General features: G+C 56.9%; 14 protein-coding genes. 1 reads left to right on the top strand and 13 read right to left on the bottom strand.

Features of this window, described 5'->3' with window-relative positions:
- Positions 1 to 4 precede the first annotated feature (4 nt).
- Positions 5 to 1,165: a spermidine synthase gene (locus BK662_RS04480; RefSeq protein WP_123357040.1), complete on the top strand. Its 1,161-nt coding sequence runs from the start codon at positions 5 to 7 to the stop codon at positions 1,163 to 1,165.
- A gap of 116 nt (positions 1,166 to 1,281) precedes the next feature.
- Here BK662_RS04480 and BK662_RS34725 read toward each other — a convergent pair whose 3' ends face one another.
- The 13 genes from BK662_RS34725 to BK662_RS04420 form a co-directional block, all read right to left on the bottom strand.
- A complete protein-coding gene (locus tag BK662_RS34725) occupies positions 1,282 to 1,422 on the bottom strand; it encodes a hypothetical protein (protein ID WP_185047076.1) in 141 nt (46 codons plus the stop codon).
- A gap of 25 nt (positions 1,423 to 1,447) precedes the next feature.
- Complete coding sequence (glmS, locus tag BK662_RS04475) at positions 1,448 to 3,280, bottom strand: glutamine--fructose-6-phosphate transaminase (isomerizing) (RefSeq protein ID WP_123357038.1); 1,833 nt, start codon at positions 3,278 to 3,280, stop codon at positions 1,448 to 1,450.
- Between the two features lies 1 nt (position 3,281).
- On the bottom strand, positions 3,282 to 4,058 hold the full coding sequence (locus BK662_RS04470) for a DeoR/GlpR family DNA-binding transcription regulator (RefSeq protein WP_123357036.1): 777 nt from the start codon (positions 4,056 to 4,058) through the stop codon (positions 3,282 to 3,284).
- Between the two features lie 199 nt (positions 4,059 to 4,257).
- Positions 4,258 to 5,625 carry a bifunctional UDP-N-acetylglucosamine diphosphorylase/glucosamine-1-phosphate N-acetyltransferase GlmU gene (gene glmU / locus BK662_RS04465; RefSeq protein WP_123357034.1) on the bottom strand — a complete coding sequence of 456 codons (1,368 nt, stop codon included), beginning with the start codon at positions 5,623 to 5,625 and terminating at the stop codon, positions 4,258 to 4,260.
- 117 nt (positions 5,626 to 5,742) lie between these two features.
- On the bottom strand, positions 5,743 to 6,168 hold the full coding sequence (locus tag BK662_RS04460) for a F0F1 ATP synthase subunit epsilon (RefSeq protein ID WP_010465460.1): 426 nt from the start codon (positions 6,166 to 6,168) through the stop codon (positions 5,743 to 5,745).
- Between the two features lie 45 nt (positions 6,169 to 6,213).
- On the bottom strand, positions 6,214 to 7,593 hold the full coding sequence (gene atpD / locus BK662_RS04455) for a F0F1 ATP synthase subunit beta (RefSeq protein ID WP_038980433.1): 1,380 nt from the start codon (positions 7,591 to 7,593) through the stop codon (positions 6,214 to 6,216).
- A 27-nt stretch (positions 7,594 to 7,620) separates the two neighbouring features.
- Positions 7,621 to 8,481: a F0F1 ATP synthase subunit gamma gene (gene atpG / locus BK662_RS04450; RefSeq protein WP_007934344.1), complete on the bottom strand. Its 861-nt coding sequence runs from the start codon at positions 8,479 to 8,481 to the stop codon at positions 7,621 to 7,623.
- Positions 8,482 to 8,531: 50 nt separating this feature from the next.
- Entirely contained in the window at positions 8,532 to 10,076 is a 1,545-nt protein-coding gene (gene atpA / locus BK662_RS04445; protein WP_030132553.1) for a F0F1 ATP synthase subunit alpha, read from the bottom strand.
- Between the two features lie 21 nt (positions 10,077 to 10,097).
- Entirely contained in the window at positions 10,098 to 10,634 is a 537-nt protein-coding gene (locus BK662_RS04440; protein ID WP_007903030.1) for a F0F1 ATP synthase subunit delta, read from the bottom strand.
- 12 nt (positions 10,635 to 10,646) lie between these two features.
- Positions 10,647 to 11,117, bottom strand: coding sequence for a F0F1 ATP synthase subunit B (locus BK662_RS04435; RefSeq protein WP_123357032.1), 471 nt, complete (start codon positions 11,115 to 11,117; stop codon positions 10,647 to 10,649).
- Positions 11,118 to 11,174: 57 nt separating this feature from the next.
- Positions 11,175 to 11,432 (bottom strand): F0F1 ATP synthase subunit C, encoded by a 258-nt coding sequence (gene atpE / locus BK662_RS04430; RefSeq protein ID WP_002555987.1) that lies wholly within the window; start codon positions 11,430 to 11,432, stop codon positions 11,175 to 11,177.
- Between the two features lie 133 nt (positions 11,433 to 11,565).
- The gene (gene atpB, locus BK662_RS04425) at positions 11,566 to 12,435 is read right to left on the bottom strand and encodes a F0F1 ATP synthase subunit A (RefSeq protein WP_123357030.1); all 870 of its coding nucleotides are present in this window, start codon (positions 12,433 to 12,435) and stop codon (positions 11,566 to 11,568) included.
- A gap of 16 nt (positions 12,436 to 12,451) precedes the next feature.
- Positions 12,452 to 12,859, bottom strand: a complete 408-nt coding sequence (locus BK662_RS04420) for a F0F1 ATP synthase subunit I (protein WP_007903021.1) — start codon at positions 12,857 to 12,859, stop codon at positions 12,452 to 12,454.
- Positions 12,860 to 12,899 lie beyond the last annotated feature (40 nt).

Here is a 12,899-nt window from a genome sequence, read left to right as displayed (position 1 = left end):
CACCATGCCGGACTTCAACGATCGACCTGAATCTGCTCGACATGAACAGATCTTCTGCGGCCAATATTATGACGACATGGGCTGTACCGGTTTCCTGGGGGATCCGTCCAAGGATCGAATCTCGGTTCTGATGCTGGGGCTTTCGGACGGTGTGGCGCTGGCGCCGATCGCAGCCAGCACCAGAGTGGCCAGTCTATTGGCTGTTGATCTGGACGAGACCGCACTCGTGCGCAGCCTCGACAACCGGAACCGACTTGCAGCGCATATCCACTTTGAAAGCGTGGTCGCCGATGCCGCGCACTTCCTGGTCGTCACCCCCGACCGGTACGACGTCATTATTGTCGACCTCTACACCCAGAGCGCTTATGCCCCGATCGTGTTTGATCACGGATTCCACCAACTATTGAAGAGCCGCCTTAATCCCCTCGGTCACGTGGTGTTCAACGGTTTTGGCGTTCCCATGAACCTAGACCCGTTCAACGGCCCTACGCCCCAGGCTTGGCTCGCCCACTGCCTGAACGACAGCTGGGGCGACATTCATCACCTGCCCCATCGACGCAATGCGACGTTCATTATCGGCCCACCGCCATCAACCATTCTGGGCACCGCACCTGCCGTTGAGTTTCTATGCGCCAGTGACCGGCTCTTTATGGACATCATGAGCCTTCGCCTGCGCTACCTGACACCCACGGTTATCCGTCACGCGCCGCTTGTGCCCCCGGCGCTGGACTTCGTCGGGATTGATCTGGAGGTGCAAAAACGCTGGATGGACTCGTTACCGGCGTTGTCTGCGCTGCTTCCGGCCTCGCTGAAGCTGAGCAAGCCCAACGATCTTCGCGTGTTATTGGATGACTCGGACGCTTGCCAAGCGCTGCAAGAACAATTATTGAAGGACAAGTCTTCGTTGCGTACCACGCTGGCGTTGCTTATCGCAGGCGAAGTCAACTTCTCGGACCGCGATGTGTCGTGGCTGCCAGACTGGGTCGTGTCGACCTTGGAGAACAGTGTAGAAATCCACCCACGAGATTGGCTGGAAGGTTTACTCCCTTATGCCTATGGCGCCATTACCCACAGAACTCGAGGAGATTCAGCCAAAGTGGAAAGTTTCCGACGGGCGCTAGAGCGATTATCGCCAAGTGTTTCCCTCACGCCCTGGCGAAAATGAAACCTATATCAGGATAGTTCGCCTATCAGATTTCAACATATTGAGCCGCTTATTCCGAACTAAGCGCTCATGAAGCTTCCAGAATCGCGGATTTTTTAGCGGATTCCAGACTACCTTCAAAGCCTCTGTTTACCTAGACTTTGGTGTTTTTGATTTGGTTTTATCGGGTATTTTTTGCGGATTTTTTTGGGGATTTTTCTGACAATGTTTTGAGCATCGTCTGGCAGTGCTTTGGTAAAACAACGACGCAGGAACACTCATCGTGCTCCTGCGTCATTCGAATTACTCCACCGTCACCGACTTCGCCAGATTGCGCGGCTGATCAACGTCAGTACCTTTCAACACAGCCACGTAGTACGAAAGCAACTGCAATGGAATGGTGTAGAGGATCGGCGACAGAATGTCGTGGATGTGCGGCATATGCACAACATGAGTGCCTTCGCCATTGATCATGCCGGCCTGCTCGTCGGCGAAGACGATCAACTCACCACCACGTGCGCGGACTTCCTGGAGGTTGGACTTCAGCTTCTCCAGCAACTCGTTGTTCGGCGCCACGGTGACCACCGGCATGTCGTTATCCACAAGCGCCAACGGGCCGTGCTTCAGTTCGCCCGCCGGGTAGGCTTCCGCGTGGATGTAAGAGATTTCCTTGAGCTTGAGAGCCCCTTCCATCGCCACCGGGAATTGCGCGCCGCGACCGAGGAACAGCGTGTGGTTCTTCTCGGCGAACAGCTCGGCGATTTTCTCCACGATGCTGTCCATGGCCAGGGCTTCGCCCAAACGGGTCGGCAAGCGACGCAGTTCTTCGACCAGTGTGGCTTCGACGCCTTCGGCCAACGTACCGCGAACCTGACCCAGAGACAGGGTCAGCAACAGCAGGCCAACCAGTTGAGTGGTGAAGGCTTTGGTCGAGGCCACGCCGATTTCGCGACCGGCCTGGGTCAGCAGGGTCAAGTCCGATTCACGCACCAGCGAGCTGATGCCGACGTTGCAGATTGCCAGGCTGGCGAGGAAACCCAGCTCTTTGGCATTGCGCAGCGCGGCCAGGGTGTCGGCGGTTTCACCGGACTGAGAGATGCTCACAAACAGGGTGTCCGGCTGCACCACTACTTTGCGGTAGCGGAATTCGCTGGCAACTTCGACCTGGCACGGAATGCCGGCCAGTTCTTCGAGCCAGTAACGGGCAACCATGCCGGCGTGATAGCTGGTGCCACAGGCGACGATCTGTACATTGCGCACCTTGGCGAACAGCTCGGCAGCTTGGGGACCGAACGCCTCGACTAGCACCTGGTTCTGACTCAGGCGACCTTCGAGAGTGCGCTGTACTACGACCGGTTGCTCGTGAATTTCCTTGAGCATGTAATGCCGGAATTCGCCCTTGTCAGCTGCTTCGGCACCGTCGCGGTACTGAACGCTTTCACGCTGGACGAGCGCGCCATCGATATCCCAGATCTGCACGCTGTCGCGGCGAATTTCGGCGATATCGCCTTCTTCCAGGTACATGAAACGGTCGGTAACCTGACGTAGCGCCAACTGGTCGGAGGCAAGGAAGTTCTCACCCATACCCAGACCGATCACCAATGGGCTGCCACTGCGGGCCGCCACCAGGCGATCCGGTTGCCGGGCGTTGATCACCGCCAGACCGTAAGCACCGTGCAGCTCTTTCACGGTCGCTTTCAGGGCCACCGTCAGGTCGGGTTGCACCTTGAGTTTTTCGTGCAGCAAATGCGCGATGACTTCAGTGTCAGTGTCCGACGTGAACACGTGGCCCAGAGCCTTGAGTTGCTCGCGCAGGGCTTCATGGTTCTCGATGATGCCGTTGTGTACCACCGCCAGATCGCCCGAAAAATGCGGGTGAGCATTGCGTTCACACGGCGCGCCGTGGGTCGCCCAGCGGGTATGGGCGATGCCCAGACGGCCGACCAGAGGCTCTTCGATCAGCGCTTGTTCCAGCTCGCTGACCTTGCCCGGACGACGCGTGCGCAAGAGTTTTCCATCGTTGGTGTACACCGCCACACCGGCGCTGTCATAGCCACGGTATTCCAGGCGCTTGAGGCCTTCGAGCAGGATGGCGGTAACGTTACGTTCTGCGACTGCACCGACAATTCCACACATGCTATTTCTCCTGACTGACGGCGGCGCAGATCAAATTAATGCCGCGGGCCTGAATCTGATCGCGTGCCTCCAGTGGCAGGCGATCATCGGTAATGAGGGTATGGACGCTGCTCCATGGCAGCTCCAGATTGGGAATTTTGCGGCCGATCTTGTCGGCCTCGACCATCACGATCACTTCGCGGGCGACTTCGGCCATGACTCGGCTCAAGCCCAGCAATTCATTGAAGGTGGTAGTTCCGCGCACCAGATCGATGCCATCGGCACCGATAAACAATTGATCAAAGTCATATGAGCGTAGTACTTGCTCGGCCACCTGACCCTGGAAGGACTCGGAATGCGGGTCCCAGGTCCCCCCGGTCATCAACAGCACCGGCTCGTGCTCAAGTTCGCTCAAAGCGTTGGCGACATGCAGGGAGTTAGTCATCACCACCAGACCCGGTTGCTGGCCGAGTTCCGGGATCATCGCGGCGGTGGTACTGCCGCTGTCAATGATGATTCGCGCATGCTCGCGGATTCGCGTAACGGCGGCGCGGGCAATGGCCTGCTTGTATTTGGAAACCGGTTGGCCGAGGTCGGCGACCAGCTCCTGAGGCATGGTGACCGCCCCGCCATAACGACGCAGCAACAAACCGTTGCTTTCAAGCGCCGCCAAGTCCTTGCGAATCGTAACTTCCGATGTTTCAAAGCGCTTGGCCAGCTCATCCACACTGACTTCCCCCTGCTCATTGAGCAAGGCGAGGATATTATGGCGGCGTTGGGGCGTGTTGCGCTTCGACATGGGCTTGGTAAGTTTCGATTCGAAAGATAACGTAAGCAATCAAAACCTATTAGCGAAACTTCGTCAAGTCAGCGTCAGAAAAAAAAGATGTGTGGATAACCCATAAAAAAGATCGCAGCCTTCGGCAGCTACAGGATGAACACGAATTCCCTGTAGGAGCTGCCGAAGGCTGCGATCTTTTGATCTTGCTGTGGATAACTCAGCGCTTCTTGATTTTCTCCGGCCGCTTCCAGCCATCGATGTTCTTCTGCCGAGCCCGACCCACAGCCAACTGGGCCTTATCCACATTCTGGGTAATGGTCGAACCGGCCGCCGTCGTCGCACCCGCGCAGATATCCACAGGCGCCACCAATGAGTTGTTGGAACCGATGAATACATCTTCGCCCAACACGGTTTTCCACTTGTTCGCGCCATCGTAGTTACAGGTGATGGTGCCAGCGCCGATGTTGGTACGCGCACCGATCTCGGCGTCGCCCAGATAGGTCAGGTGCCCGGCCTTGGCGTCCTCGCCCATGTGGGCGTTCTTCAACTCAACGAAGTTACCCACATGCGCGCGAGCTTCCAGCACCGTGCCCGGACGCAAACGAGCGAACGGGCCGGCATCGCTGCCTTCACCGAGTATCGCGCCTTCGATATGGCTGTTGGCCTTGATCACCACGCCTTTGCGCAGGGTGCTGTCCTTGATCACGCAGTTCGGGCCGATCACCACGTCATCCTCGATGACCACTTTGCCTTCGAGGATCACGTTGATGTCGATCAGCACATCGCGACCGACAGTGACCTCACCACGCACATCGAAACGCGCCGGGTCGCGCAGGGTCACGCCCTGAGCCATCAAACGACGAGCAGCGCGCAGCTGATAGTGACGCTCAAGCTCGGCCAGTTGCTTGCGATCGTTGGCGCCCTGCACTTCCATGGTGTCATGGGGGTGTTCGGTGGCCACCACCAGACCATCACTGACCGCCATGGCGATCACGTCGGTCAGGTAGTACTCGCCCTGGGAATTATTATTGGAGAGACGACTCACCCAATCGCCCAGACGTTCGAACGGTAGCGCCAGAATGCCGGTATTGCCCTCAGTGATCGCACGCTCGATGTCGTTGGTGTCTTTATGCTCGACGATGGCGGTAACTTTGCCGGCGGCATCGCGGACGATGCGGCCGTAACCAGTCGGGTCATCCAGCTCTACGGTCAACAGGCCCAGTTGCTGCGGTGCAGCCAGCTTGAGCAACCGTTGCAGGGTTTCGACTTCGATCAAGGGTACGTCGCCGTACAGAATCAGCACGGTATCGGACTCGATGAACGGCACAGCCTGGGCCACCGCATGTCCAGTACCCAGTTGTTTGTCCTGCAGGACGAAATTCAGGTCATCGGCCGCCAGACGCTCGCGCACCGCTTCGGCACCATGTCCGATCACCACATGGATGCGTTGTGGATCAAGTTGCCGGGCCGTGTGGATAACATGGCCAAGCATTGAGTTGCCGGCAACCGGGTGCAGAACTTTCGGCAAGGCCGAACGCATGCGCGTGCCTTGGCCGGCAGCGAGAATAACGATTTCAAGAGACATGACAGGCTACTAATCCTGGGGGGTCAGCGGCTGCGACCGGGAGATGAAAGTCGGAAAAGAAAAAAGGGTAGCCGAGGCTACCCTTTTTAATCAATCACACAATAAGTCGATGGCCAATTAGTGGCCGAACTTCTTGCGGATCTGCTGGACGGTGCGCAGCTGAGCTGCAGCCTCGGCCAGACGTGCGGCAGCAGAACCGTAATCGAATTCCGCGCCTCGCTCATGCAAGGCCTTCTCGGCAGCCTTCACGGCTTCCTGAGCGGAGGCTTCGTCCAGGTCGGCAGCACGTTGCACGGTGTCGGCAAGAACCTTGACCATGTTCGGCTGAACCTCGAGGAAACCACCGGAGATGTAATACACCTCCTCTTCCCCGCCCTGCTTGATCAAGCGGATAGGACCCGGCTTGAGATTAGTGATCAGCGGCGCGTGACCCAAGGCGATACCAAGATCACCCAATGCACCGTGCGCAACCACCATCTCGACCAGGCCGGAAAAGATTTCCCCTTCCGCGCTGACGATATCGCAATGGACTGTCATAGCCATCTGATTGCCTCAACCTAAATTAGCGCCCGTTGCCGGGCGCCGGGATTACAGTTTCTTGGCTTTCTCGATCGCTTCTTCGATGCCGCCGACCATGTAGAACGCTTGTTCTGGCAGGTGGTCGTAGTCACCGTTGAGGATGCCTTTGAAGCCAGCAATGGTGTCTTTCAGGGAAACGTATTTACCCGAAGCACCGGTGAAGACTTCAGCCACGAAGAACGGCTGCGACAAGAAACGCTGGATCTTACGAGCACGGTTTACCAACTGCTTGTCGGCTTCCGACAGCTCGTCCATACCCAGGATCGCAATGATGTCCTTCAGTTCTTTGTAACGCTGCAGAACATACTGTACGCCGCGAGCGGTGTCGTAGTGGTCCTGGCCGATTACGTTCGGGTCCAGCTGACGCGAAGTCGAGTCGAGTGGATCGACCGCCGGGTAGATACCCAGGGAAGCGATGTCACGGGACAGAACGACGGTAGCGTCCAAGTGGGCGAAGGTGGTCGCTGGCGACGGGTCAGTCAAGTCATCCGCCGGTACGTATACCGCCTGGATCGAGGTGATCGAACCTTCTTTGGTCGAAGTGATACGTTCTTGCAGAACGCCCATCTCTTCGGCCAGGGTCGGCTGGTAACCTACTGCAGAAGGCATACGGCCCAGCAGTGCGGATACTTCAGTACCGGCCAGGGTGTAACGATAGATGTTGTCGACGAACAGCAGAACGTCGTTACCTTCGTCACGGAACTTCTCGGCCATGGTCAGGCCGGTCAGGGCTACGCGCAGACGGTTACCCGGCGGCTCGTTCATCTGACCGTAAACCAGTGCCACTTTGTCCAGAACGTTGGAATCCTTCATCTCGTGGTAGAAGTCGTTACCCTCACGAGTACGCTCACCCACACCGGCGAACACGGAATAACCGCTGTGCTCGATGGCGATGTTACGGATCAGTTCCATCATGTTTACGGTTTTGCCTACACCGGCACCACCGAACAGACCGACTTTACCGCCCTTGGCGAACGGGCAAACCAGGTCGATAACCTTGATGCCGGTTTCCAGCAGGTCGTTGCCGCCCGCTTGTTCAGCGAAGGATGGCGCAGGACGGTGAATGCCCCAGCGCTCTTCGGTGTCGATCGGGCCAGCTTCGTCGATCGGGTTCCCCAGAACGTCCATGATCCGGCCCAGGGTCGCTTTACCGACTGGTACGGAGATGGCTGCGCCAGAGTCGATGACGTCCAGACCGCGCTTCAAGCCTTCGGTGGAACCCATCGCAATGGTACGAACCACGCCGTCGCCCAGCTGCTGCTGAACTTCCAGGGTGGTCCCGGCCGCGCTTTGAACTGTCAGCGCGTTGTAGATGCTCGGTACGCTGTCGCGTGGAAATTCCACGTCGATAACGGCGCCGATGATTTGAACGATACGTCCGCTACTCATAGCTGGATCCTCTGAATATTTGAACCGTTAAACCGCGGCAGCGCCGCCGACGATTTCCGAGATCTCTTGGGTGATCGCAGCCTGACGCGCCTTGTTGTAGACCAGCTGCAAATCGCTGATCAAATCACCGGCGTTGTCGGTAGCGTTCTTCATCGCGATCATCCGCGCAGCTTGTTCAGCCGCGTTGTTCTCGACCACCGCCTGGTAGACCTGCGACTCCACGTAACGGACCATCAAGCCGTCAAGCAGCTCTTTGGCGTCCGGTTCGTACAGATAATCCCAGTGGTGCTTGAGTTCTTGATCCGGGGTTGCCACCAGTGGAATCAACTGCTCCACGGTAGGCTGTTGCGTCATGGTGTTGATGAACTTGTTGGACACCACGGACAGGCGGTCAATACGGCCGTCCAGGTAGGCATCCAGCATCACCTTGACGCTGCCGATCAGGTCATTGATCGACGGCTCTTCACCCAGGTGGCTGATAGCTGCAACGACGTTACCGCCGAAGTTGCGGAAGAAAGCCGCACCCTTGCTACCCACTACACACAGATCAATCTCGACGCCGTTTTCGCGGTTTACCGCCATGTCCTTGACCAGGGCCTTGAACAGGTTGGTGTTCAAGCCACCACACAGACCACGGTCACTGCTCACCACAACGTAACCGACGCGCTTTACTTCACGGTCGATCATGAATGGGTGACGATATTCCGGGTTGGCGTTGGCCAGATGGCCAATAACCTGGCGGATGCGCTCCGCGTAAGGACGGCTAGCAGCCATGCGCATTTGTGCCTTGCGCATTTTGCTGACCGCCACTTTTTCCATGGCGCTGGTAATCTTTTGCGTGCTTTTGATGCTCGCAATCTTACTGCGAATCTCTTTTGCGCCTGCCATGTAACACCTATCAGGTTAGCAAGCGGGAGCCTTGCGGCTCCCGCTGCGGCTTACCAGGTTTGGGTGGCCTTGAACTTCTCGATACCGGCTTTCATGCCAGCGTCGATTTCGTCATTGAAGTCACCCTTCACGTTGATCTTCGCCATCAAATCGGCGTGATCGCGGTTGAAGAAAGCAATCAGCGCTTGTTCAAAGCTGCCGATCTTGGCGATTTCGACGTCAGTCAGGAACCCACGCTCAGCGGCATACAGCGACAGCGCCATGTCAGCGATCGACATTGGTGCGTATTGCTTCTGCTTCATCAGCTCGGTAACGCGCTGACCATGCTCAAGTTGCTTACGGGTCGCTTCGTCCAGGTCAGAAGCGAACTGGGCGAATGCCGCCAGTTCACGGTACTGAGCCAGAGCGGTACGGATACCACCGGAGAGCTTCTTGATGATCTTGGTCTGAGCGGCACCACCCACACGGGATACCGAAACACCGGCGTTCACAGCAGGACGGATCCCGGAGTTGAACATGGCCGATTCCAGGAAGATCTGACCGTCGGTGATGGAAATCACGTTGGTCGGAACGAACGCGGAAACGTCGCCAGCCTGGGTTTCGATGATCGGCAGTGCGGTCAGGGAACCGGTTTTGCCGGTCACTGCGCCGTTGGTGAACTTCTCTACGTATTCTTCCGAAACGCGGGATGCGCGCTCCAGCAGACGGGAGTGGAGATAGAACACGTCGCCTGGGTAAGCTTCACGGCCTGGTGGACGGCGCAGCAGCAGGGAAATCTGGCGGTAAGCCACTGCTTGCTTGGACAGATCGTCATAAACGATCAGCGCGTCTTCACCGCGGTCGCGGAAGAATTCACCCATGGTGCAACCGGAGTACGGTGCCAGGAATTGCAGCGCAGGAGATTCCGAAGCACTGGCAGCCACGATGATCGTGTTGGCCAAAGCGCCGTTTTCTTCCAGCTTGCGAACCACGTTGGCGATGGTCGATTGCTTCTGACCGATCGCTACGTAGACGCAGAAAATGCCGCTGTTTTTCTGGTTGATGATCGCGTCGATCGCCAGAGCGGTTTTACCGATCTGACGGTCACCGATGATCAGCTCACGCTGGCCACGGCCGACAGGGATCATGGCATCGACAGCCTTGTAGCCAGTCTGTACAGGCTGGTCTACCGACTTACGCCAGATCACGCCTGGAGCAACTTTCTCGACCGCGTCGGTCTCGGTGTTGCCCAGTGGACCTTTGCCGTCAACCGGGTTACCCAGTGCGTCGACTACGCGACCCAGCAGTTCCTTACCAACCGGAACTTCGAGGATGCGGCCAGTGCACTTGGCGCTCATGCCTTCAGCCAAAGACTGGTAAGCGCCCAATACAACGGCACCTACAGAGTCTTGCTCAAGGTTGAGAGCCATACCGAAGACGCCGCCCGGAAACTCGATCATCTCGCCGTACATGACGTCGGCCAGACCGTGAATCCGCACGATACCGTCAGATACGCTGACGACAGTGCCTTCGTTACGGGCTTGGGAGGTCACATCGAGCTTGTCGATGCGGCCCTTGATAATTTCACTTATTTCGGAAGGATTGAGTTGCTGCATTGCTCTGCTGCCCCTTCAAACTCAAGATTTCAATGCTTCGGCAAGGTTCGCGAGTTTGCCGCGAACCGAGCCATCGATAACCAGGTCGCCGGCGCGGATGACAATGCCCCCAATCAGGGATTTGTCTTCCTCGACTTGCAGGCGCACTTCCCGGTTGAGTCGTGCACTGAGAACCTTGGCGAGTTTGTCTTGCTGTTCTTGGTTCAATGCAAAAGCACTGGTCACTTCAACGTCTACCGACTTCTCTTGTTCAGCCTTGTACAGGTCGAACAGAGCGGATATCTCCGGCAAAAGCGGGAGACGGTCGTTTTCGGCAACGACGTTAATGAAGTTCTGTGCCTTGGCATCAAACTTGTCGCCGCACACGTCAATAAACGTGGCGGCCTTGTTTGCGCTCGTCAGTCGCGGGGCCTTGAGCACGCGCTGCATGGTGTCGTCTTGCGACACTGCTGCAGCCAGGCCGAGCATGGCTGACCAAGAGGCCAGTTGCTGGTGGGCCTGGGCGTGCTCGAAGGCTGCCTTAGCGTAAGGTCGGGCCAACGTGGTCAATTCTGCCATGATCGCCCTCGCTTAAATTTCAGCAGCCAGTTTGTTTACCAGCTCCGCGTGCGCGTTTTGATCGATTGTGGCACCCAGGATCTTCTCGGCGCCGCCGACAGCCAGTGCACCCAGTTGGGCACGCAGCGCGTCTTTGACACTGTTCAGTTCCTGCTCGATCTCGGCCTGAGCCTGAACCTTCACACGGTCAGCGTCGACACGGGCCTTTTCAACGGCCTCTTCGACGATCTGATTACCGCGTTTCTTGGCTTGCTCAATGATTTCAGCTGCCTGAGCTTTCGCTTCGCGCAGTTGCTGACCCACTTTCTCATGGGCCAACTCCAGGTCGCGAGCTGCTCGGCTGGCAGCGTCCAGTCCATCCGCGATCTTCTTCTGACGTTCGTGCAAAGCCGCGATGACCGGAGGCCACACGAACTTCATGCAAAACAGTACAAAAATGAAGAACGCAACGGACTGGCCAATCAGGGTTGCATTAATGTTCACGCCAACACCTCGCTCGTTCGTTGCACATCACACCAATCAACTCGAAGGTTCGAGTGATTAGCCAGCGAGTTGACCAACGAATGGGTTCGCGAAGGTGAAGAACAGAGCGATACCAACACCGATCATGGTTACGGCGTCGAGCAGACCGGCAACGATGAACATTTTGACTTGCAGCATTGGAACCATTTCTGGCTGACGCGCTGCGCCTTCCAGGAACTTGCCACCCAACAGGCCGAAACCAATTGCGGTACCCAGTGCGCCCAGGCCGATCAACAGTGCAACAGCGATAGCGGTTAGACCAACTACAGTTTCCATCTTTCCTCCCGACTTTTACGTCGTATGGTTTAGGTTTTTTAGATTTTAAAGCGGTAAAACAAATCGTTTCATAGCCCTGTTCGGGCACCCTCTCGTTTGACCGAGAGGGACATCAGACTAGTCGAGACTGGTCTTAATGGTTCTCTTCGTGCGCCATCGACAAGTAGACGATGGTCAGCATCATGAAGATAAACGCCTGCAGGGTGATGATCAGGATGTGGAACACAGCCCACGCCCACTGCAGAACTACGCCCAGGCCGCTAAGCCAGAGCAGACCGCTGCCGAACATCACAGCAATCAGAATGAAGACCAGCTCGCCGGCGTACATGTTGCCGAACAGACGCAGTGCCAGAGAGATTGGCTTGGCCACCAGCGTCACGAACTCCAGCAGGAAGTTCACCGGAATCAGCAGGGCTTGAACGAAGATGTTCTTGCTGCCGAACGGGTGCAGGGTCAGTTCGCCAATGAAGCCGCTGATGCCCTTGACCTTGATGCTGTAGAAAATGATCAACGCGAATACCGACAGGGACATACCCAGGGTCGCATTCGGGTCAGTGGTAGGAACGGCACGGAAGACCAGGTGCGGGTCGCCGGTAATGATGGCAGCCAGCTTCGGAATCCAGTCAACCGGTACCAGGTCGACGGCGTTCATCAGGAACACCCAGACAAAAATCGTCAGGGCCAATGGCGCGATCAATGGATTACGGCCGTGGAAAGTATCTTTCACGCTGCCGTCGACGAACTCGATCAGAACCTCGACGAAGTTCTGCAGGGCGCCAGGTTGACCGGAAGTCGCCTTTTTTGCCGCCATGCGGAAAAGAAGAACGAAAATCAGACCCAACGCGACCGACCAGCCGAGAGTATCGACGTGGAAAGCCCAGAAGCCCATTTCTTTGGCTTCTGCTGCGGTGTGGGCAAAACCCCACCCGCCAGTTGGATGCTGACCGAAGGTCAGGTTCTGCAAGTGGTGCTGGATATAGCCCGAAGCGGTTGTCTCTGCCATGGTTGCCTCAAACGCCCTAAGGTCTCGAAAGTCTTGTTCTCATTAGCAGGGGAGCGAACCAGCTAACCAGTTGGGTCAGCACGAAGACGCCGAATACTGCTAACGGCGCCAATGGCTTCACACCTGCAAACGTCAATGCAAACAGCACTGCCGTCAAAATCAGTTTGCCCGCCTCGCCGGCATAAAAAGACCGGACGATGGCTTGAGCTGCTCGGGCGCCGGAAAACCGAAATGCCCTGTGAGCGAAGTAAATATTGGGAAGCAAGGCTATCAGGCCTCCGCAGAGTCCTGAGTACCCGGCAACGACTCCATGCCATTGCCAGAGCGCCAAAGCGGCGATCAGCAAAACGACAAATTGAGCCATTAACACCGGAAAAACTGCCAGGCGATGGAACGGCAAGCGGTCTGGCGTGCGGTTTTCCATCTCTTTTGCTCCCCAATGGTCGGCTGCCAGAATTCAATAA

Origin of the sequence: Pseudomonas frederiksbergensis (assembly GCF_003732275.1) — a bacterium.
GTDB lineage: Bacteria > Pseudomonadota > Gammaproteobacteria > Pseudomonadales > Pseudomonadaceae > Aquipseudomonas > Aquipseudomonas frederiksbergensis_H.
The sequence above is the reverse complement of the archived record's forward strand: the minus strand, read 5'-3'. Positions and strand labels throughout refer to the sequence as shown.